The sequence below is a fragment of the Massilia agrisoli genome (assembly GCF_020831365.1).
GTDB lineage: Bacteria > Pseudomonadota > Gammaproteobacteria > Burkholderiales > Burkholderiaceae_D > Telluria_A > Telluria_A agrisoli.
This window is the reverse complement of the sequence record NZ_JAJHPV010000020.1, coordinates 453,240-474,626: the sequence shown is the minus strand read 5'-3', so window position 1 is coordinate 474,626 and position 21,387 is coordinate 453,240. Positions and strand designations below refer to the sequence as shown.

Here is a 21,387-nt window from a genome sequence, read left to right as displayed (position 1 = left end):
GACATTTGTGAACTCTCCTTCCAAGGCATCGTCTGCTCCCCAAGGTGGCAAAACGATGATCATAAAAGGTGTTCACCATGTCTCCCGACATGTGTTCACTATGTGTCCCGGCTATACAACCTTGTCCGCCCTACGGCCTGGGTTAATCTAATTCGCGGAGGCGGTTGAAGGCTTCGTCGATCCGCTCGACGGCGACGATCGTCATGCCTTCGATCGGCTGTTTCGGCACATTCGACTTCGGGATCATGGCGATCGAAAAGCCCAGCTTGGCCGCTTCGCGCAGGCGCTCCTGTCCGCGCGGCGCCGGGCGGATTTCGCCGGCCAGGCCGACTTCGCCGAACACCACCAGCCCGCGCGGCAGCGGCTTGTTGCGCATCGACGAATTGATCGCCAAGAGCACGGCCAGGTCGGCTGCCGGTTCGCTGATCTTCACGCCGCCGACCGCGTTGATGAAAACGTCCTGGTCGAATGCCGCGATGCCCGCGTGCCGGTGCAGCACCGCCAGCAGCATCGCCAGCCGGTTCTGCTCAAGGCCGACCGACAGCCGGCGCGCATTCGGCAGGTGGCTGGTGTCGACCAGCGCCTGGATCTCGACCAGCAGCGGCCGCGTGCCTTCCTGCGTCACCATCACGCAGGCGCCGGGTACTTGCGTGTCGTGCTGCGACAGGAACAGCGCGGACGGATTCGACACGCCTTTGAGGCCCTTCTCCGTCATGGCGAATACGCCCAGCTCGTTCACCGCGCCGAAGCGGTTCTTGATGGCGCGGACCAGGCGGAAGCTCGATTGCGTATCGCCTTCGAAGTACAGCACTGTGTCGACGATGTGTTCGAGCACGCGCGGACCGGCCAGCGCGCCCTCTTTCGTCACGTGGCCGACCAAAATGATCGTCACGCCCGACTGCTTGGCCATGCGCGTGAGCTGCGCGGCGCACTCGCGCACCTGGGCCACCGAGCCCGGCGCGGAACTGAGCGCGTCCGAATAAATGGTCTGGATCGAGTCGATCACCGCCACTTCGGGCTTGAGCGACTCCAGCGTGCCGAGGATTTTTTCGAGCTGGATTTCGGCCTGCAGCTTCAGGTCTTTCGCCTCGACCGCCAGCCGGCGCGCGCGCAGCGCGATCTGGGCGCCCGATTCCTCGCCGCTGACATATAAGGTGTTCTTCACCTGCGAGATGTTGGCCAGCGCCTGCAGCAGCAGGGTCGACTTGCCGATGCCGGGGTCGCCGCCGATCAGCACCACGCCGCCGGCCACCAGCCCGCCGCCCAGCACCCGGTCGAACTCCTCGATGCCGGTGCCAAAGCGCGGCACGTCGACCGCCTCGATATCGGTCAGCGACAGCACCGGCGCGGTCTGCGCGAGGCTCTTGTACTGCTGGTTCGACAGGCGGTTGACGCCGGGCGCCTCGACCACCGACTCCACCATCGTGTTCCACTGGTGGCAGGAGGTGCACTGGCCGGTCCAACGGCTAGCGATGGCGCCGCAGTCGCTGCAGGTGTAGCTGGTTTTTACCTTAGCCATGCGCGGATCCCAGGTCGGCTTCAAGCATGCGCACGCGCGGCGCGACGGCGCACATCAGTTCATAGCCGATCGTGCCGGCCGCCTCCGCCACCTCGTCGACCGGCAGGCCGGCGCCCCACAACACCACCTTGCTGCCGACGCCAGCGCCCTCGATGCCGGTCAGGTCGACCGTCATCATGTCCATCGAGACGCGCCCGACCAACTGGGTGCGCACGCCATCGACGACGACAGGCGTGCCGTGCGGCGCATGGCGGGGGTAGCCGTCGGCATAGCCGCAGGCGACGACGCCGATGCGCATCGGCCTGGTGGCCTCGAAGCGGCTGCCGTAGCCGACCGTGTCGCCGGCGCCGATGTCCTGCACGCCAATGATTTCGCTGGCCAGGGTCATGGTCGGGCGCAGGCCGAAGTCCTCGGCCGACCTGCCGCCCGGCGTGCCGCCGTACAGCATGATCCCCGGGCGCACCCAGTCATTCGACAGTTCGGCGGCCAGCTCGGCCTGGTGCAGCACGCCGCCCGAGTTGGACAGGCTGCGCGGGCCATCGATGCCCTCGGCCCCTTTGCAGAAGCGGCGCACCTGTTCGCGCACGGTCAGGCGCGGGTGCTCGAGTTCGTCGGCGTTGGCGAAGTGGGTCATCAGGGTGATTTCGCGCACTGCGGCGATGGCGCGCAGGCGCCGCCAGGCTTGCGCGAACTGGTCGGGGCGAAAGCCCAGGCGGTTCATCCCGGTGTTCATTTTCAGGTGAACGTCGATCGGACGGGTGAAGGACGCCCGCTCCAGCATCTCGACCTGCTCGATACAATGGACGGCGCTGTTCAGGCCATAGTGATCCAGCAGGGCCGTGTCGGCCGCTTCGAAGATCCCCTCCAGCAGCAGGACCGGCCTGGTCCAGCCAAGCTCGCGCAGGCGCACAGCGCCCTCGGTTTCGATCAGGGCCAGGCCATCGGCACCGGCGAAGCCGCGCATGCCGCGCTCGAGTCCATGGCCGTAGGCATTGGCCTTGACGACGCCCCACACCTTGGCGCCCGGGGTGCAGGCGCGGACCCGGGCCAGGTTATGTTGCATCGAATCGAGGTGGATGGTAGCGCTGAGCGGCCTTGGCATGGGACGAATGGCATAGTTTACAAGAGGCTCTATTTTACCGGACGCTGCCCGTTTCGCATTGCGGATTTCTTTGGGTTCATGGGCATTCATGGTATAAAGCAACCCACACTTGTTTTAGAGCTTTCGAATGAATCGTGGTTTCTATACCATCATGGCGGCGCAGTTTTTTTCGTCGCTGGCGGACAATGCACTTCTGTTCGTAGCGATTGACCTGCTGATCTCCATGAATGCGCCGGCATCGCTGACGCCATTGCTCAAGCTCTCATTCGTCCTCTTCTACGTTCTTCTTGCCGCCTTCGTGGGCGCATTTGCCGACTCGATGCCGAAGGGCCGGGTCATGTTCATTGCCAACCTGATCAAGATTTTCGGCTGCGCGCTGATGGTATTCCAGCTGCACCCGCTGCTGTCATACGCGGTGGTCGGCTTCGGCGCGGCGGTGTACTCTCCCGCCAAATACGGCATCCTTACGGAACTGCTGCCGCCTGAAAAGCTGGTCGAAGCCAATGGCTGGATCGAAGGCCTGACGGTAATGTCGATCATCCTCGGCACCGTGATGGGGGGTGCGCTGGTCAGCGCGCACGGCTCGGCGCTGCTGCTCGGCTTCGACCTGCCGCTGCTCGACACCGGCATCGACACCACCACCGAAGCCGCGCTGGCCGTGGTTGTCTTCGTGTACATCCTGGCCACCCTGTTCAACCTGCGCATCCCCGACACCGGCGCGGTCTACGCCCACCAGGAGCGCAACCCGGCCAAACTGATTGCCGAATTCGCCACCTGCTGCGGCCTGCTCTGGAAAGACAAGCTCGGCCAGATCTCGCTGGCGGTAACGACCTTGTTCTGGGGCGCCGGCGCCACCTTGCAATTCATCGTGCTGAAGTGGGCGGAAAAGTCGCTCGACATGCCGCTGGACAAAGCCACGACCCTGATCGGCGTGGTGGCGCTCGGCGTGGCCCTCGGTGCGGCGGCCTCGGCCAAGATCATCCCGCTGAAAAAATCGCTGACCGTGATCCCGCTGGGCATTGCGATGGGTGTGGTCGTGATGTGCATGCCGATGGTGCAGTCGGTTGTGCTCGCCTATCCGCTGCTGATCCTGATTGGCGTGCTGTCGGGCTTCTTCGTGGTGCCGATGAACGCGCTGCTCCAGCACCGCGGCCACGTGTTGATGAGTGCCGGGCATTCGATCGCGGTCCAGAACTTCAACGAAAACCTCTCGATCCTGACGATGCTGGCGATCTACGCCGTCATGATCACCCTCAACCTCGACCTGAACATCATCATCGTGCTGTTCGGCGCCTCGGTCGCCGGCATCATGTTCCTGATCATGAAGCGCCACGCGCTGAACCAGAAAGAGCACGACTCCCTGGCCCTGATCGGCGAGCACAAGCACTAAAAAATTCGGGGACAGACCCCGGGGACGCCAGATCGGGCAGTCTTTCCAAAATCGGGGTCAGACCACCGCATTTGGGGAATATTCCCCAAATGCGGTGGTCTGACCCCGATCTTGGCAACTTTTTCTGGTGGATCGTTGCTAGAGGCGGCGGCGGGCGGCGCGTTCGCGCCAGGTGTCGGGGACGATGAAGCCGCGCTCGGTTTCGATGATGTTGCCGCCTTCTTCCCGCACCGCCGCTACCAGCGATGGCATTTCCGCCCCGGCCAGCGCGGCTTGCAGTTCATCTTTCCCAAGCACCGCTTCGGCGCCGTTGCCACGGTATGGCGCCAGCCACTGCATCCGCGGCAGCACCACGAAGCGGTCCGGTTGCAGCGCCGGCACGTCGGCCAGGGCGCACCAGAAACCGCGGCAGTGCTGCGCCGAGATGCCGCCCATCGGCAGGTGTCCGCCGGCGGGATAGAACAGCCAGCCTTTGACCAGCGCCCTCGCCCGGATCACGGGACGGTCAAGCAGCGCCTGCGCCGCCGGGTGCATGCCCAGTTCCAGCTGGCGCGTGAAGATTTTGCGCATCTTGGCGCCGAGGCTGTCAGCCAGGTTGGGACCGACGAAGGTGTCGAAGCGCGAGGCGCTTGTCCCTTCCAGCAGGTAGAACTTGGTCGCGAACTCGATGTGCTCGACGCCTTCGGCGCCGGCGTCGAGCAGGAAGTCGAATTCGCCGACCGTGTCGTTGCGGCTGCTGCGCACCTGCAGCCCGTGCGCTACCAGTTCGCCGCGTTCGCGGAAGTAGAAGGCCATCAGCTTTTCGGCATACAGGCCGAGCCGGGTGTAGGCGCGCTCGCCGAGCGCGGCTTCCAGCGCGGATGGGTCGGCATCGAGCTGCCCGAGCCAGCGCGCGACGTCAGGGCGCACTTCGCCAAGCGAGGCGATCTTGTGTTCCCAGTAGGGGTCGTGCGGGTCGAGCAGGTCCGGCGCGTCGAGCAGCCACGCCAGCGTGCGCACGTGCGCTTGCCGCAGGTGGCCCCAGCGCCGCGCAAAGTGCGCCTGGTAGGTGTCAGCCGGCGCGTCCATCGTGCGCCTTTGCCAGGCACAGGTCGGCCCACGCCAGTGCCTTGTCGGCGCCGCGGCGCAGCAGTTCGCCCGGATGCAGCGTCGCCACCAGCGGCGCCTCGCCCAGGGCGTGCACCATGCCGCGCGAAGCCGACAGCGGCTCCGCCAGCGGTTTGCCGAGCAGGCCGTTGGCGGCGATCTGGCCCATCGTGAGCACCATCCCGGCGCCGGTCAGCGCGACTTCGCGTTCAAGGTATGGACGGCAGGCGCGCGCCTCGTCGGCGGTCGGCGCGCGGTCGCCGCCGTTAACGCTCGTCGGGCGGCATTTGATCAGGTTGGTGACGTAGGCGTTGGTGTCGCGCGAGAGTTCGACCGCGGCCAGCATGTTCACCAGCAGCTTGCCGGCGTCGCCTGCAATTGGCTGCCCTTCTTTTTCATCGGCGGCGGTGGTGGCGCCCGCGGCCACCACCCACTGCGCCTGCCGGGCGCCGCTGCCGTACACTGGCTTGCGCCCGCCTGCGCACAGGCCGCAGCGGGTGCAGCTGGCGATGGCCGCGCGCAGCTGCGCCCAGTCCATCAAGGCGATTTCCTCGTCGGTGACCGCGGCCGGCACATCGTCGTCGGCCCAGGCGCTGCCTGGCGGCTGCGGATGGTTCATCGGCGCGCGCGGTTCGTGTCCGGGCTGGTAGACCGGCGGCGGCGGAAGCGCCGGCGACGGCTCGGGACGGTAAGGCCTGGGCGCCGGCGCGGCTTCCTGGACAGGCGCTTGTGCTTCTTCAGCCTGCACTTCGGGCGCCGCTTCCCCGGCGCTTTGGCGCAGGGTCCACAGCGGGCCGATGCCGATCTCTTCCAGGAAGGCGGCGGTGCGGCCACTCATAAAACGTACCTCATCACGATCGCGTCCTCGCGTTGTCCGTTATGGTCTGGATAGTATGCCTTGCGCCGGCCGATTTCGGTGAATCCGTACTGTTCATAGACCTTCAGCGCGCGCTGGTTCGATGGCCGCACTTCAAGCAGCACCGATTCCATGCCAAGCGCGCGCGCGCAGTCGACCACCTTGTCGAGCAGGTAGCGGCCCAGTCCTTCGCCCTGGCGCTCGGCGCGCACGGCCACGTTGAGCAGGTGCGCTTCGTCGACCGCCGCCATCAGCAAAAAATAGCCGACCAGCTTGCCGGCGTCGTCGCGCAGCACGCGGCCCTGGTAGCCGCTGGCGAGCGAGTCGGCGAAGTTCCCGCGCGTCCAGGGGTGCGGGTACACGGACAGCTCGACGCCGAACACTTCGTCGAGGTCGTCCATCACCATCCGCGACAGGTGCAGTCCGGTGGGCGCGCTGGCGCCTGTCATGCGGCTGCCTTGCTGGCGTTGATCACCTGGCGCTCGGCGCTGGTGTAGGCGACCTTGTTGCGCAGGTAGATGGGCTGCGCCTGCGCGCTTGGCACCGCACCGCCGGCAGCCAGCGCCACGGCGCCCAGGCGGGCAATCTCGCCCGCGTGCGGCATGATGGCGGCAAGTGCGTGCGCAGCGTAAGGGCGCCCGGCAAACGCTTCGGGGTAGGCCGAGAAGCCATTGCCGCAAGCGGCCAGTGGCGCACTGACGGCAACCGGGGCCACCTCGCCCGGCGCGCACAGCGCCGGTTCGGCCACGACCTGCAGGCCGCCGTCGTAACGGTACTGGGCCCAATAGACTTCGCCCATGCGCGCGTCGAGCACCGCGAGGATCTCGGTGGCGCCGGTTTGCAGGTGGCAGGCCAGCGCCATCGCTTCGAGCGTCACCAGCGGCACCACCGGCAGGCTGGCGCCGAACGCGAGCCCCTGGGCGATGCCGCAGGCGGTGCGCACGCCGGTAAACGAACCGGGGCCGGCGCCAAAGGCGATCGCATCGCACTGCCTGAGCGTAAGGCCGGCTTCGGCGAGCAGTTCCTGCACCATCGGCAGGATCGATTGCGAATGGGTGCGTACGCCGGACGACTCGCGTGCCAGCAGCGTGTCACCGTTCAGCAGCGCGCAGGATGCCAGTTCGGACGAGGTTTCAATGGCGAGAATAATAGACATACCGTATTTTAACCCGGCCAGCCTGTGCTGGCAGCCCTGCGGCGCCCGTTGTAGAATGCCGCATGCACAGCCTGACCCTCGATACCGATAACCGCAACACGATTGCCCAAGCACTGGACAGCGACCGCTGGGTCGTGGCCTGCCTGTGCGCGGCATGGTGCGGCACCTGTACTTCGTACCAGGCTGCCTTCGAAACGGTGGCCGCGCGCCATCCGGACAAGCTGTTCGTGTGGATCGACGTCGAGGACCAGGCTGACGTCGTGGGCGATCTTGATGTGGAAAACTTCCCTACCCTGCTGATCCAGCGCGACGATGTCGTGGCCTTCTTCGGCACGATGCTGCCCGATCCCGCCCTGGCCGACCGCCTGGTCAAGGCGCAGGCGGCGCAGTCCGGCGAAGAACTGGCGCGCCTGGCAAACAGCAGTTCCGAACGCCGCGAGTGGCAGCAGGACTGCAACCTGCGCGAACTGCTGCGCGCCGCCGGCACTTAAGCCGGCACTTAAGCCGGTACTTAACCCGGCTCCTTGACCTGCGAGTATTCCAGCAATGCGTGCGGCATCACCGGCCGGCTGTAGTAGTAACCCTGCGCCAGGTTGCAGCCATGCCGCAGCAGGAATTCGGCCTGTTCCGCGGTCTCCACGCCTTCCGCGATCACCGACAGGTTCAGGCTCTTGCCAAGCTGGATGATCGCGATCGTGATCGCTTCGTCGTTGATGTCGGTCGAGATGTCCTTGATGAAGCTGCGGTCTATCTTCAGCGTCTGCACCGGCATCTGCTTCAGGTAAGCCAGTGACGAATAGCCGGTGCCGAAATCGTCGATTGCCAGCCCAACGCCAATGGCGTGCAGGTCGTTGATGAAAGCCAGCGCATCGCCGGTATTCATGATCACGGACTCGGTGACTTCAAGCTGGAGGCGCTGCGGGTCGAGGCCCGTTTCGGCAAGCACGTCGGCCACCATGGTGGCGATGCTGCCCCGCTCGAACTGCTTAACCGACAGGTTGACTGCGATCTTGGGCACCGACAGGCCCTGCTCTTCCCAGCGGATCATCTGGCGGCATGCTTCGTACAGCACCCACTTGCCAAGCTGGCTGATAAAGCCGATGTCTTCAGCCAGGGGGATAAAGCGAAACGGCGGCACCACGCCCAGCTCCGGGCTGTTCCAGCGCACCAGCGCTTCGACGCCGATCAGGCGGCCGGTGTCGATTTCAACCTGCGGCTGGTAGTTCAGGAAAATCTCGTTCTTCTCGATCGAGCGGCGCAGCATGGCTTCGAGGCGCAGGCGTTCAACGCCTTCGCCCGTCATCGACGGCGCGTAGAACTGGTAGCCGTTGCGCCCGCGCGCCTTGGCCTGGTACATGGCCACGTCGGCATTGCGGATCAGCATATTCAGGTCGGTGGCGTCGTTCGGGTACAGGCTGATACCGACGCTGCCGGTGACGAACAGCTCGTAGTCGGACACGATGAACGGCTGCTCGAACATGGCCATCAGCTTCTCGGCGACCAGCCCGGCGCCGTAGGCGCCGTCCACATTTTCAAGCAGGACGATGAATTCATCGCCGCCAAGGCGGGCCAGGGTATCGCCTTCGCGCAGCCGCGCCGACAAGGCGCCCGCAACCTGGATCAGCAGCTCGTCGCCGACATGGTGGCCGAGCGTGTCGTTAACGTTCTTGAAGCGGTCAAGGTCGATGAACAGCACCGCAAGCTGCTCGTCGAGGCGGCCGGCGCGCTGCAGCGCGTGCTGGAGGCGGTCGTGGAACAGCAGGCGGTTCGGCAGCGCGGTCAGCGGGTCGTGGTGCGCCATGTGATCGAGCTTTTCCTGCGACTCCTTGACTGCCGTGATGTCGCTGAACACGCCGACGTAATGGGTGATGCGGCCTTTGCTGTCGCGAACCGCAGACACGGTAAGCCACTCCGGGTACACCTCGCCGTTCTTGCGCCGGTTCCAGATCTCGCCGCGCCAGAATCCCACGCTGTTGAGTTCCGCCCACATGGATTCGTGGAACGACTGTTCGTGCCGCTCCGAGCGCGTGATACTGGCCGGGTGGCCGAGCGCCTCGTATTCGGTGTAGCCGGTGATCTGCGTGAAGGCAGGGTTGACCGCGACGATGCGCCGTTCGGTGTCGACCACCATGACGCCGTCGGCGATATGTTCGAGCACGGTGGCGGACAAGCGCAGCTTTTCTTCGGCCTGTTTGCGTTCGCTGATGTCCGCGTACACCCAGATGCTGCCCTCATTTGGCTGGAGCGGATCGAGCGCGCAGCCGCTGACCATGCACCAGAACGTGGTGCCATCGCGCTTGCGGTACTCACGCTCTTCGCTGAAATCGCGGCCCTGGGCCAGGCTCGGGTGCTCGCGCATGCCGGCCATCTCGTAATCCATGCGCGAGTTGAAGAAGACTTCGACCGACACGCCGGTCAGTTCGCCGCTCCCGTAGCCAAACAGGTCCTCACAGCGGCGGTTTGCCGATACCACGTGGCGGCCGCGCACGAACATCACGCCGAACATCACGTTGTCGAGGATCGCGCTTTGCTCGGCGAGCAGGCCTTCGATGCGCATCTCATTGTGTTTGCGCTCGCTGATGTCGGTCAGGATGCCGTCGATCCATTCAACCTTGCCTGCGGCGTCCATGCGTGGATGGCCTTTTTCGGAGACCCAGCGTTCGGTGCCGGTGGCGTCACGGATGCGGTATTCGATCTCGTACGGATTGCCGGTGCGGCCAGCCTCGCGCACGGCGCCATACTGCAGGCGCCGGTGTTCCGGCGCGACCATGTCGGACCAGGCGTCGACGGTGCCGCGCATGAACTGCGCAGCCGGGTAGCCGGAAATGTCTTCGATTGCGTCGCTGACGAAATCGACCGGGCCGCCCAGGCGCACGCGGAACACCGCGCCGGGCACCTGCGTCACGATGGTGCGGAAGCGTTCCTCGCGCCGGCCGATGTCCTCGAACAGGTGCTTGATCGCGATCCGCATCTGCTCCATCTGGCTGCCGAGGCGTCCCAGTTCGTCATTGCCATCGAGGTCGAGGTGGGTTTCGAAATCGCCGCGCGAGAGCCGGTCGGAGAACGACATCAGCTTGCGCATCGGCCCCATCAGGCGGCGGTTAAGGAACAGGATAATCAGCAGCAGCGAGATGGTGATCTGCCCGGCCAGCACCAGCGCGTATTTCGACTGCTTGCTGCGCAGGTCCTGCTGGCTGCGGGCGTCGTCCATCTCGACCAGGATGCGGCCGATACGTTCGCCGCGCACCAGGATGTCGCGTTCGGCGTGGTAGACATTGCCGACCTGGCGATTGGGTGACTGCACGTTCATGAACTGGGTGTCGGCCTGGCCGATCACCTGCACCCGCAGCACGGACGGGTCGCGCATGACGGAATCGACCAGCGAATGGGCCGACTCGGCGTTCATGTTCCAGAGTGATTCCTGCATGCCGAGTGCGAGGATGTCGGCATTGCGCTGGAGCGATTCATTGAGCGCGGTCTGGGCCGACTTCTGTTCCTGCACGCCGATCAGCAGATAGCTGCCGATAATCGCCGGGAATACCAGGCCGCCAACCACGACCAGCAGCAGTGCGCCGTAGATTGACCGTCCGTACAGAATTCCCAGCCTGGCGCGAAATTGTCGATAGGGAGTGCTATGCATGCAGTGGCATTACCATATTTACTATCCCCGGGAAGTCCGAGACCTGTGCGCCATCATTTCTGTAGAAGATAATTACTCTATGGCAAGTTCAACACCTACGTCAAGACAAGAGACATATTCAGACATCTTGCGTAATTTGACGCAACACCACTGTGACAAAGGGTGAGAATTGGGGCCTCCAGCGCAAAGCCCGCCAGCTTGCTATTATCGCAGCATCTTTCAACGAGGAATACCCATGAGTTTTTCAATGTACGAGGCATCCGTGCCTGTTTTCACCCAGATCCTGAACAGCCTGGCCGCGATCATCGACAAGGCAGAAACCCACGCCAACGAAAAAAATATCGATCCTGCGGCCCTTTTGCAGGCTCGGCTGTATCCGGACATGTTCCCGTTCCTCCGCCAGGTGCAGGTGGCGACCGATTTCGCAAAGGGTTGTTCGGCCCGCCTGGCCGGGGTTGAAGTACCGCGCTACGAGGACACCGAAAAGAGCTTCGCCGACCTGCGCGAACGCATCGCCCGCACCGTCGCCTTCATCAGCGACCTGCCGCGCGACGCCATCGAAGCGAGCGACCAGCGCGACATCGTCACCGGCAGCGGCGCCAAGGTGCGCGAATTCAAGGGCCAGGACTACCTGGTGCATTACGCGATGCCGCACTTCTATTTCCACGCCACCACCGCTTACGCCCTGCTGCGCCACAACGGTGTCGAGATCGGCAAAAAAGATTTTATCGGCAGCTATTAATTCCAGCGACCGCTGCAAAATCAAGCACTTAGCATTCGGGGTCTGACCCCGAACTTGGAGGCACTGCGCCACAACGGTGTCGAGATCGGCAAAAAAGATTTTATCGGCAGCTATTAATTCCAGCGACCGCTGCAAAATCAAGCACTTAGCATTCGGGGTCTGACCCCGAACTTGGAGGCATCAGAAATTGATGGCCTGCCGAATGTTAACCAGCTGCGGTCTCGTTATTTGTTGCGGCGCGGGTAGCCTTGCGCGAGGATGCGCTTCCAGACGCGCTCCTTCTCCGCAGCTCCCATCGATACCCAGTGCGCGACCTCGACAACCGAGCGCCCGCATCCGCGGCAAATTTCGTCGAAGGTTGTCGAACAGACCGCCACGCAGGGCGTGTCCGGCCGCTCCGGCAGCTTTTCTTCTTCCGTCATCACTTCCTTATTTGGCTGGGCCGACATCGAGCGCATCCCAGCCGTCATGGCCAAGCTTTTCCATCGTTTCAATGTTCTTTTCGAAGATCTCGCTTGCTTCGGGGAAGGCTTCGACCGCGCGTTCGATGCTGTCCTCGCGCAGCAGGTGCAGGATCGGGTAAGGCGCGCGGTTGGTGTAGTTGCCGATGTCGTTGATGTCGGTGTCGGCAAACTGGTATTGCGGATGAAAACTGGCTACCTGGATCTCGCCGTCGAGCTGCATGTCTTCCACCGCCGCGTCAGCCACGTCGAGGAATTCGTTGTAGTCGGCGAAGTCATTCAACACGAACGGGTGGATCAACAGGGTCGTGTCGACTTGTTCCGCCGGCGTGTCGGACAGGTATTGCAGCTCGTTCATCAGGGTTTCAAGCAGGGCTTCCACCGTGGTTGCGTTCGACACCACGTAGCGGACCTGCTTTTTGACATGCACTGCCTTGGCGAATGGACAGAGGTTCAGGCCGATCACCGCTTTCTCCAGCCAGCGCTCGGTGGCCGCAATGATCTGGTCGTCGTCGGCGTTCAAATTCGGGGTGCTCATGGTCTTGCTTTCAACTAAAAGAGGATGCTCGCGCAAAACCAGATTGTACGCACTCTTTGCGCCGGCTCATAGTTTATGGCCTGTTCAGACATCGCCTAAAGACGTCGATACGCAGCGCAGGTAGAGTTAAACTTTTCGCAACCCGTGCCATGTACGGCAATGGGCCGCTACCTGCCGGGTTAGCGCTTTCGTTCATAGGAAGAATTTGCACATACCCCCAGGGGGTACCAAGGAAAGCGGCCTGTTTTCACCGATGACAAAGTGGCATTTTTTTCACATACCCCCATTTATCATTTGATAACTCAGCCGGAAAAAGTTGCCAATAAATTTGCCTGCGGCAATGCCAAAACGCTTGACGACGGGAACAAGTCCTACGTACACTCGGCTTTGTTCATGTAAGTCTGAAGTTCTTGGACGCAACAATGGAAAGCTATGCAAACATACACCCGTACTACCATCGCACTGGCAGCACTGCTTGTATCCCTGGCTCCCATCGCCCAAGCGACCGCTGATTTCGCGTCATCCGCGCCGGTGGCAAGCGCCGCGGCGCCTGCCGCAGCCAAGCCTGCGCTCACTCCCTACCCAAGCATTAAAGCCGACGAGTTCAAGGAAACCGACGTCTGGGGCCGTATCCGCACCGGTTACGCCATTCCCGACATCGACAATTCCCTCGTCGGCAACCACGTCAAGTGGTACAGCACCCGCCCTGATTACCTGGCGCGCGTATCCACCCGCGCATCGCGCTACATGTTCCACGTCGTCCAGGAACTGGAAAAGCGCGGCATGCCGACCGAGCTGGCGCTGCTGCCGATCATCGAATCGGCCTTTAATCCACAAGCCTATTCCAGCGCTGACGCTGCCGGCATGTGGCAGTTCGTTCCCGGCACCGGCCGCGATTACGACCTGAAGCAGAACATGTTCAAGGACGAGCGCCGCGGCGTGCTGGCCTCGACCGACGCCGCCCTGACCTACCTGCAAAAGCTGTACGTGATGTTCGGCGACTGGCAGCTTGCACTGGCCGCTTATAACTGGGGCGAAGGCAACGTCCAGCGCGCCATCAAGAAAAACCAGGCGCTGGGCAAGCCGACCGACTTCGAAAGCCTGGCCGCGCACATGCCTGCGGAAACCCGCAACTACGTGCCGAAGCTGCAGGCAGTCAAGAATATCGTCAACAATCCGGCTCACTATGGCGTATCGCTGCCGGTCATCGATAACCAGCCCTACTTCACGGTCATCGACAAGACCAGCGACATCGACCTGGCCATCGCGGCCCAGCTGGCCGAGCTGTCGGAAGACGAATTCAAGGCGCTCAACCCGCAGTTCAACCGCCCGGTGATCACCGGCGGCGAGCGTACCAAGATCTTGCTGCCAAAAGAGAACGCGGAGAAATTCCACGTGAATCTCGCGCAGTGGGGCCAGGCGCTTTCGACCTGGACCACGCACAAGATTACCGGCGCCAGGGAAAGCATCGCCACCCTGGCATCGCGCTTCGGCACGACCCCGGAAGTGATTCGCCAGGCCAATAACATTCCGGCCCGTACCGTCCTGAAGGCTGGCTCGACCATCCTGGTGCCGCGCACCTCGGCGACGATCAATTCCGACATCGCCGAGCATGTCATCGACAACGCGGTGATGGCGTTTGAAGCGGAGCGCGTTGCCAGCAAGCGCGGCAAGAAGAAAATGACCAACGCCCAGAAGGTGAAGGCCAAGGTCGCGTCGATCAAGAGCCGCATGAGCCGCAGCTCGGCCAAGTCGAAGGCGCCAAAACGCCGCTAAGCCATTCCCGAACGGGCGCGCGCCAGCACTCGGGTGCGGCGCGCGCCCTTTGTCTTTCCGCAGCACCCGCGCACGAACCGGGATAATTCCGTGCAAGTACAGTGAAACTACTGTATAGTTCCATTTGTGCGCTGCAATACGTTTCTCGCAAATTAGCTTAGCGATGGCAATACGCAGTTACAAAGCAGTAAAACTAGCAGCTTCGCAAGCCTAGGCATGTCCACCGGACAGCCTCAATAAAGCCCTCCCGCCTTGTGTGTCGAACCTGACACCGTCCCGGCGCAAAGCTTTTGTGCCGAAATTTCTTTTTCATCTCAGAGTCATTTCGTTGTGTTGGTTGGCGTTGCTATTTTGCGCTCGAAGGCATTTTTTGCCCGGGCGCTGATCTATACCGAAAGAAAAGAAAACAATGAGTTTTGAAGCATTAGGCCTCCACGCGTCTATCGTAAAAGCAGCGACCGACGCCGGCTACACCAAGCCGACCCCTGTACAAGAGCAAGCGATTCCTGCGGGTATCGCGGGCCGCGACCTGCTGGTTTCCTCGCAGACCGGTTCGGGCAAGACCGCGGCATTCATGCTGCCTGCCCTGCACAAGCTGGCTAGCGCCGAGCAAGCGCCTGTCGCCCCGCGCGGCGCCCCTGGCGAGCGTCCACGTTTCAAGGCAGCACAGCCAAAAATGCTGGTGCTGACCCCAACCCGCGAACTGGCACTGCAAGTGACCACCGCAACCGAAAAATACGGCACCCAGATCCGCCGCATCCGCGCTGTATCGATCCTGGGCGGCATGCCTTACCCGAAGCAGATGCAACTGCTGGCCAAGAATCCTGAAATCCTGGTCGCCACCCCAGGCCGCCTGATCGACCACATGGAATCGGGCAAGATCGATTTCTCGCAACTGGAAATCCTGGTGCTGGACGAAGCTGACCGCATGCTGGACATGGGTTTCATCGACGACATCGAGAAGATCATCGCTGCAACGCCAGAAGGCCGCCAGACGATGCTGTTCTCGGCAACCCTGGACGGCATGGTCGGCAACATGGCGCGCCGCATCACCAAGGACCCGATGGTGATCCAGATCACCAGCTCGTCGAGCAAGCACGAAAACATCGTGCAGCGCGTTCACTTCGTCGACGACCTGTCGCACAAGAATCGCCTGCTGGACCACCTGCTGCGCGACGAAACGCTCGACCAGGCTGTTGTGTTCACCGCCACCAAGCGTGACGCCGACACCATCGCCGACCGCCTGAACATCGCCGGTTTCTCGGCTGCCGCACTGCATGGCGACATGCACCAGGGCGCCCGTAACCGCACGCTCGACGGCCTGCGCCGCGGTAACGTGAAGGTACTGGTAGCAACCGACGTGGCGGCACGCGGCATCGACGTTCCGACGATCACGCACGTGTTCAACTACGACCTGCCGAAGTTCCCTGAGGACTACGTTCACCGCATCGGCCGTACCGGCCGTGCTGGCCGCAACGGCCTGGCGATCTCGCTGGTGAACCATGCCGAAGGCATGAACGTCAAGCGTATCGAGCGCTTCACCAAGCAGCTGATCCCGGTGAATGTCATTGAAGGTTTCGAGCCAAAGCGCACCGCTTCGGCGCCACGTTCGGCGGCACGTCCAGGCAGCTGGAAGCCGGGCGACAACCGCACCGGCGCCAAGCCAGGCCAGCGCACCTTCAGCAAGCCAGGCGCGCCGCGCCGTGAAGGCGCCCCTGCGGGCGGCGGCTACAAAGGTTCGAACCCGCGTTCGGCCGACGGCGCGCGCCGCACGTATGGCGACCGTTAATCGGCTAAACGGTTAAGCAAGAACGGCTACTTCGGTAGCCGTTTTTTTTGGTCAGTACGCGCAGGTGCGAAAGCCCGCAAAAATATCGTCGCGCTCCGGCAAATAGAAATTCCGGAAGCGCGCCGACCCAAACCGCGACGGGGTCGCAAATGACGCTCCCCGCAGCACCTGGTGGGTCATGAACGATGGCGCCGAATACTCGCGGTAAGGCCCCGCCTCGAATCCGGGATACGGCTCGAACGGCGAGGCAGTCCATTCCCACAGCTGGCCCCAGCTGAAACCCGGCTGCCCCGACAGCGCCGCATACTCCCACTCCGCTTCGGTGGGCAGGCGCCGCCCCGCCCACATGCAGTACGCCTGCGCCTCGTACAAGCTTACGTGGCGCACCGCCTCATGCGGGTCCAGCGTCTGCAGCCTGCCAAAGCGGCTGGCCAGCCAGCGGCCGCCATCGCGCTGCCAGTAGCGCGGCGCCGACCGCTCCTGCCTCATCAGCCAGGCCTGGCCTGCCTGGCTCCAGTACCCTGCCCGCTGGTATCCGCCATCGGCCACGAATTGCGCGAACTGCTCGTTGGTCACCAGGCCCGCGTCGACCGCAAACGGCGGCACGTAGCACGGATGCGCCATTTTTTCGTTGTCGAACACAAAACCGCTGTCTTGCGCTCCGCCGAGCCGGATGGTCCCGCCCGGATAGGCGATCTCGCGCGGCGCCACCGCCGCCGCACTGTCGCGCATCAGTTCCGCAGGCGCTTGCACGCCCAGCACCTGCATCGCGTACAGCAGGGCTTCGCCATGCATGTCCTCGTGCGCCAGCACCAGCCGGTACGGGTACAGCGCCTCGTCCACGCTGGCTTCGCGCGACAGCTTGTCGACTACGCGGTCGAGCACTTCATTGCAGTAGGTTTTCAGCGAACCGGTGTTGGGCAGGTCCAGCGTCCAGCGGCTGCGGTGCGCGACCGTATTCGAGTCGAACCAGTCGTCGCCGCGCGTGAGCAGTGAATGGCCGACCGCGTCGGCGGGATGGCTGGAGGCGGCCTGGCGCAGGACAAACCACTCGGCGAACCAGGCCGTATGGCCCAGTTCCCACAAAGGCGGGTTGATGGTGGCGATGTGCGGCACCCGCGCCGCCACGTCGTAGCCGGCATGGGCGAGGCAATCGAACAGGCGCAGCGTATAATTTCTGGCAGACTGCAGCGCTTCGGCCAGTTGCTGCGGCCTGGCCTGCCGGAACGATGCAGTAATTGGAGTCATGGCACGATTGTAACGACTTTTAGGGAGCGGTATCGGTGCAACGCGTAACCATTGTCAGCCCGGCGCTGGCCGAGGCAAATAACGGCAACTGGCAGACCGCCATGCGGTGGGCGCGTTTCCTGACGCCCCGCTACGACGTCAACATCGCCCCCTCCTGGACCCCGGTCACCGGCGCCACTCCCGACCTGCTGATCGCGCTGCACGCGCGCCGCTCCGCCGCCGCGCTGGCCACCTTCGCCGACGCCCATCCCGCCAGCCCGCGCGTGCTGGTCCTGACCGGCACCGACCTGTACCGCGACATCCACGACGATCCTGCCGCCCGGGCTTCGCTTGCGCGCGCCGGCGTGCTGGTGCTGCTGCAGGAAGCCGGCTTGGCGATGCTGCCGCCGGAATACCGCGCAAAGGCGCGCGTGATCTGGCAATCGGCGCCGTCGCTGCCGCAGGTGCCGCACGCCCCCGGCGACGAAGGCTTCACGTTCGCCATGATCGGCCACCTGCGCCCCGAAAAAGATCCGCTGACCTTCATGCGCGCGGCGCAGCTGGTCACGCATGAGCACGCGCGTTTCGTCCATATCGGCGGCGCCCTCGATCCACATCTCGGCACATCGGCCGAGGCCACGGCGGCAGCCGATCCGCGCTACCAGTGGATGGGCAACCTGAACCACGACGCAGCCCGCATGGCGCTCGCGTGCAGCGACGCGATGGTGATCGCATCGCTGATGGAGGGCGGCGCCAATGTGATTATCGAAGCCGTCACCAGCGGCGTGCCGGTGCTGGCCAGCGACATCGACGGCAACCGCGGCATGCTGGGGGCCGACTATGAAGGCTATTTCCCGGTCGGCGACGCGCCGGCGCTGGCGGCGCTGATGGAGCGCTGCATGGCGGACCGCGCCTTCCTCGCGCGCCTGCAGGCGCAGTGCGCCGCGCGTGCGGCGCTGTTTGCGCCGGAGGCCGAACAAGCAGCCGTGCTCGACTTGGTGGATAATCTGCTCATTGCACGGCAAGCCGGCACCAACTAATCACACGGACATCCCCATGAGCACAGCACCAGAGCAAAAAATCAAACTGACTTCGTTTTCGCATGGCGGCGGCTGCGGCTGCAAGATCGCGCCTGGCGTGCTGTCCGAAATCCTGAAGAACTCGACCGGCTTCCCGGTGCCCAAGGAGCTGATGGTCGGTATCGAGACCGCCGACGACGCCGCGGTCTACAAGCTCAATGACGAACAGGCGCTGATCGCCACCACCGATTTCTTCATGCCGATCGTCGACGACCCGTTCGATTTCGGCCGCATCGCCGCCACCAACGCCATCTCGGACGTGTACGCAATGGGCGGCACGCCGATCATGGCGCTCGCGCTGGTCGGCATGCCGGTCAATAAACTGCCGCTCGAGACGATCGGCCAGATCATCCGCGGCGGCGAGTCGATCTGCGCCGAAGCAGGCATCCCGATCGCCGGCGGCCACACCATCGATTCGGTCGAGCCGATCTACGGCCTGGTCGTGCTCGGGCTGGTGCATCCATCGAAGGTCAAGCGCAATGCGGATGCGAAGGCGGGCGACGTGCTCATTCTCGGCAAGCCGCTGGGCGTGGGCGTGCTGTCGGCCGCGCTCAAGAAGGATGCGCTGGACGCCGCCGGCTACGCCGCGATGATCGAGAACACCACCAAGCTGAACAAGCCTGGCAAGGCGCTGGCCGACATGGCCGGCGTGCATGCGATGACCGACATCACCGGCTTTGGCCTGCTCGGCCACCTGCTGGAACTGGCGCGCGGCGCCAAGCTCGAAGCGCAGCTCGACATGGCCAGCATCCCGCTGCTGCCGGGTGTCGAACAACTGGCGCGCGACGGCTTCTTTACCGGCGCTTCCGGCCGCAACTGGGACGCTTACGGCAGCGATGTCACGCTGTTCGAGGGCATCGCGCCGGCACAGCAAGCCTTGCTGACCGATCCGCAGACTTCGGGCGGCCTGCTGGTATCGGTCGACCCGAGCGCCGTCGACGAGGTCCTGGCGCTGTTTGCGCGCGAAGGCTTCGGCCACGCGGCCGTGGTCGGCCGCATGGAAGCAGGCGCGCCACGGGTCACCGTGCGCGCCTGAGCGCTTACGGAGCGGTACGCGCCGCAGTCGCGGCGCTGCCCGACAGCGCGTACGTCTTCGCGCCCGGGTTCCAGCGGTACATGCCCATGCTGCGGCGTACGTTATCCGGCAACAGGTTAAAGGCCGCCACGGTCGGTGCGGTCGCCGCCGACAGCGGGGCCGCCAGCGCGCCGTTGTCGTGGTCGACGATGGCCGGATCGTAGTTCGGCGCTTCCACCTTCACGTTCGACTTGGCCAGGCGATCCAGGCCGCCGCGGTCGGCGATCCATTTATAGATCTGGAAGGCCGCGCTGGTGGTCTTCACGCTCGCCAGTCCAAAGAAATCCGCCGGCGCCGCCGAGCCCTTGTCGACCTGGATGTCCAGCTCCACCGGCTTCCTGATCACCTGCAGCCCGCTCGGATGGTCGGTAGTCGTGGTGAAGCTGTTGTGCGACAGGTCCACCAGCACCGTCACGCCAAGCCTGGCGTTGGTGAGCGTGTCCAGGTCGGCCTTGGTAAAGGTCGCGGTAATTGCAAAGTCTCCTGCCATCGTCGTTCTCCTTGTGTTGGTTAAAAGCCGGTAAGCCGGAACAGGCCATGCGGCTGGTCCGGGTTGCTGGCATCCGGGTCGAAATTCAGTTCGGGGCCGGCGTCGATGCTGGCGTGCGCGGGCAGCCGCTGGATCAGGTTGTAGCGCGCCCCTTCGGCATACGCTTTCGATCCCGCAAAGCCGCCCGACTGGGACAGCCAGCCGAGGGTGGCCAGCTGCTTGTCGACCAGCGTGTCGCAGCACAGCCCCGAGCCATACACGCCCACGGCATAGGGCGACAGGCCGTCGGCCGCCGCCGCGAAAGCCATCTTCACGCCGGCGAAATAGTCGCTTACCGGGGCTTCGATATCGGCCTCGGTGGCGTCGTAGTCGACCGCGAAATAGATCGCCGAACCGGCCGGCTGGCCGATCGCCGCCTTGGCCATGTGGAATGCCGCGCCGCCGTCGGCAACGCCCTGCGCGCGGCTGAAGAAGCTGGCGTGGGTGCCTGCCGTTTCCCACACCGCGCCGATCAGCAGCCCTGCCGCCGACAGGGCGCGCGCTTCGCCCAGCGACAGGTTCTTGGCAGCGTTGTGGCTGTCGTAGCGCATCACGAAGTCATAGCCCTGCGCGCGCAGCGCTGCTGCGTGGCGGGTCAGCTCCGTGCCTGTGTCGAGTCCTTTAGTGCGGCCATGCCGGACTCCTTCAAGTCAAGAAAGTGGGGGCGCTACCGGCGCGTCGGCCGATAGCGAATCGGGAAGCTGCGCAGGTCAGGCGGGTGGCGCGATCGGCACCGGCTTGTTATTGACCATGATCGGTTTCATCGTCATGTTCTTGCTGAACATATCGAGCAGCATCTTGATGCCGTCCGGGATGGGCTGCTGTTCGGCCTTGACCTCGACGTGGTAGCGCGCGTCGTTGCTCTTCTGGTAGGACTGCTTGTCCGAGTTCGACTGCGACGAGTCGTGCGACACCGAGCCCTTGACTTCGACGCTCAGGCAGCCCCACCCTCCCTTGGCGTCGAACGAGCCTTCTTCGTGCGTCTTCGATGCCGTCTCGGTGTCGGTTTCATGGGTGTAGCTCGACTTGACTTCCATGTCGAAGGTGATGTCGACCGAGGTCACCGCCAGCGACGGAATCGGCACCATCGTAATCAAGGGGAAGTCGACGTTCAGCTGCGAGTTCGCGGCTTTCACGTTGCCGTCCCCGGACACCACCGGCTGGCTCTGGCCCATCGCAATGGTAGCCGTGATCGGCGTGTAGGTGATGTTGCCCTTGTCGTCCTTGGACTGGTTGAAGCCGGTGTTGAGGATGTACTGGGTCTGCGTCATCGCCAGGCTTTGCTGCGCACCCGCCGCCGCGTGCAGGGGGGCGCCGATCAGCGAATCCATCGGCAAGCCCGTGAACTGCTGGGCCATGTTCGCCAAGCCGCAATCGATATTGTCTGCCATGCCAACTCCTTTAAGTTAACTGCTAAGGAAC

20 protein-coding genes are annotated in these 21,387 nt (G+C 63.8%); 7 read left to right on the top strand and 13 right to left on the bottom strand.

The features are described from left to right. Positions 1–142: 142 nt before the first annotated feature. Both radA and alr read right to left on the bottom strand, forming a co-directional pair. Positions 143–1,519, bottom strand: coding sequence for a DNA repair protein RadA (gene radA / locus LMJ30_RS18840; RefSeq protein ID WP_229434010.1), 1,377 nt, complete (start codon positions 1,517–1,519; stop codon positions 143–145). Further along, positions 1,512–2,621 (bottom strand): alanine racemase, encoded by a 1,110-nt coding sequence (gene alr / locus LMJ30_RS18835; RefSeq protein ID WP_229434007.1) that lies wholly within the window; start codon positions 2,619–2,621, stop codon positions 1,512–1,514. Before alr ends, radA begins: the two co-directional genes overlap by 8 nt. 127 nt (positions 2,622–2,748) lie before the next feature. On the opposite strand from alr, the gene lplT reads away from it, so the two are divergent. Beyond that, positions 2,749–4,011, top strand: coding sequence for a lysophospholipid transporter LplT (lplT, locus tag LMJ30_RS18830; RefSeq protein ID WP_229434005.1), 1,263 nt, complete (start codon positions 2,749–2,751; stop codon positions 4,009–4,011). 138 nt (positions 4,012–4,149) lie between these two features. On the opposite strand, the gene LMJ30_RS18825 is transcribed toward lplT, so the two are convergent. From LMJ30_RS18825 to tsaB, 4 genes are read right to left on the bottom strand one after another with little or no spacing between them, the layout of a single operon-like run. Further along, positions 4,150–5,079 (bottom strand): DUF1853 family protein, encoded by a 930-nt coding sequence (locus tag LMJ30_RS18825; protein ID WP_229434003.1) that lies wholly within the window; start codon positions 5,077–5,079, stop codon positions 4,150–4,152. Next, positions 5,063–5,935 (bottom strand): uracil-DNA glycosylase, encoded by an 873-nt coding sequence (locus LMJ30_RS18820; protein ID WP_229434002.1) that lies wholly within the window; start codon positions 5,933–5,935, stop codon positions 5,063–5,065. Before LMJ30_RS18820 ends, LMJ30_RS18825 begins: the two co-directional genes overlap by 17 nt. Further along, the gene (gene rimI / locus LMJ30_RS18815) at positions 5,932–6,402 is read right to left on the bottom strand and encodes a ribosomal protein S18-alanine N-acetyltransferase (protein WP_229434001.1); all 471 of its coding nucleotides are present in this window, start codon (positions 6,400–6,402) and stop codon (positions 5,932–5,934) included. Before rimI ends, LMJ30_RS18820 begins: the two co-directional genes overlap by 4 nt. Continuing rightward, positions 6,399–7,109, bottom strand: a complete 711-nt coding sequence (gene tsaB / locus LMJ30_RS18810; protein ID WP_229433999.1) for a tRNA (adenosine(37)-N6)-threonylcarbamoyltransferase complex dimerization subunit type 1 TsaB — start codon at positions 7,107–7,109, stop codon at positions 6,399–6,401. Before tsaB ends, rimI begins: the two co-directional genes overlap by 4 nt. 62 nt (positions 7,110–7,171) lie before the next feature. On the opposite strand from tsaB, the gene LMJ30_RS18805 reads away from it, so the two are divergent. After that, positions 7,172–7,600 carry a thioredoxin family protein gene (locus LMJ30_RS18805; RefSeq protein WP_229433997.1) on the top strand — a complete coding sequence of 143 codons (429 nt, stop codon included), beginning with the start codon at positions 7,172–7,174 and terminating at the stop codon, positions 7,598–7,600. A gap of 20 nt (positions 7,601–7,620) precedes the next feature. On the opposite strand, the gene LMJ30_RS18800 is transcribed toward LMJ30_RS18805, so the two are convergent. Further along, positions 7,621–10,749 carry a bifunctional diguanylate cyclase/phosphodiesterase gene (locus tag LMJ30_RS18800; protein ID WP_229433995.1) on the bottom strand — a complete coding sequence of 1,043 codons (3,129 nt, stop codon included), beginning with the start codon at positions 10,747–10,749 and terminating at the stop codon, positions 7,621–7,623. 235 nt (positions 10,750–10,984) lie between these two features. Between LMJ30_RS18800 and LMJ30_RS18795 the strand changes: the two genes are divergently transcribed. After that, entirely contained in the window at positions 10,985–11,491 is a 507-nt protein-coding gene (locus LMJ30_RS18795) for a DUF1993 domain-containing protein (protein ID WP_229433994.1), read from the top strand. A gap of 224 nt (positions 11,492–11,715) precedes the next feature. Here LMJ30_RS18795 and LMJ30_RS18790 read toward each other — a convergent pair whose 3' ends face one another. Beyond that, positions 11,716–11,940 carry a DUF1289 domain-containing protein gene (locus LMJ30_RS18790; protein WP_229433992.1) on the bottom strand — a complete coding sequence of 75 codons (225 nt, stop codon included), beginning with the start codon at positions 11,938–11,940 and terminating at the stop codon, positions 11,716–11,718. Further along, positions 11,921–12,490, bottom strand: a complete 570-nt coding sequence (locus LMJ30_RS18785) for a DUF1415 domain-containing protein (protein ID WP_229433991.1) — start codon at positions 12,488–12,490, stop codon at positions 11,921–11,923. Before LMJ30_RS18785 ends, LMJ30_RS18790 begins: the two co-directional genes overlap by 20 nt. Before the next feature lie 432 nt (positions 12,491–12,922). Here LMJ30_RS18785 and LMJ30_RS18780 point away from each other — a divergent pair, with 432 nt between their 5' ends. Both LMJ30_RS18780 and LMJ30_RS18775 read left to right on the top strand, forming a co-directional pair. Next, positions 12,923–14,266: a transglycosylase SLT domain-containing protein gene (locus LMJ30_RS18780; RefSeq protein WP_229433989.1), complete on the top strand. Its 1,344-nt coding sequence runs from the start codon at positions 12,923–12,925 to the stop codon at positions 14,264–14,266. Between the two features lie 409 nt (positions 14,267–14,675). After that, on the top strand, positions 14,676–16,055 hold the full coding sequence (locus LMJ30_RS18775; RefSeq protein WP_229433987.1) for a DEAD/DEAH box helicase: 1,380 nt from the start codon (positions 14,676–14,678) through the stop codon (positions 16,053–16,055). Between the two features lie 51 nt (positions 16,056–16,106). Here the strand turns inward: LMJ30_RS18775 and senA are convergent, their stop codons facing one another. After that, positions 16,107–17,303 carry a selenoneine synthase SenA gene (gene senA, locus LMJ30_RS18770; RefSeq protein WP_229433986.1) on the bottom strand — a complete coding sequence of 399 codons (1,197 nt, stop codon included), beginning with the start codon at positions 17,301–17,303 and terminating at the stop codon, positions 16,107–16,109. 35 nt (positions 17,304–17,338) lie between these two features. Between senA and senB the strand changes: the two genes are divergently transcribed. Both senB and selD read left to right on the top strand, forming a co-directional pair. Continuing rightward, positions 17,339–18,322: a selenoneine biosynthesis selenosugar synthase SenB gene (senB, locus tag LMJ30_RS18765; protein ID WP_229433982.1), complete on the top strand. Its 984-nt coding sequence runs from the start codon at positions 17,339–17,341 to the stop codon at positions 18,320–18,322. 16 nt (positions 18,323–18,338) lie between these two features. Next, a complete protein-coding gene (selD, locus tag LMJ30_RS18760) occupies positions 18,339–19,397 on the top strand; it encodes a selenide, water dikinase SelD (protein ID WP_229433981.1) in 1,059 nt (352 codons plus the stop codon). A 4-nt stretch (positions 19,398–19,401) separates the two neighbouring features. Here the strand turns inward: selD and LMJ30_RS18755 are convergent, their stop codons facing one another. From LMJ30_RS18755 to LMJ30_RS18745, 3 genes are all read right to left on the bottom strand, one after another. Beyond that, the gene (locus LMJ30_RS18755) at positions 19,402–19,926 is read right to left on the bottom strand and encodes a hypothetical protein (protein ID WP_229433979.1); all 525 of its coding nucleotides are present in this window, start codon (positions 19,924–19,926) and stop codon (positions 19,402–19,404) included. Between the two features lie 20 nt (positions 19,927–19,946). Beyond that, on the bottom strand, positions 19,947–20,543 hold the full coding sequence (locus LMJ30_RS18750; protein ID WP_267869729.1) for a DUF1906 domain-containing protein: 597 nt from the start codon (positions 20,541–20,543) through the stop codon (positions 19,947–19,949). A 132-nt stretch (positions 20,544–20,675) separates the two neighbouring features. Then, complete coding sequence (locus LMJ30_RS18745; RefSeq protein ID WP_229433976.1) at positions 20,676–21,356, bottom strand: DUF2589 domain-containing protein; 681 nt, start codon at positions 21,354–21,356, stop codon at positions 20,676–20,678. Positions 21,357–21,387: the final 31 nt, after the last annotated feature.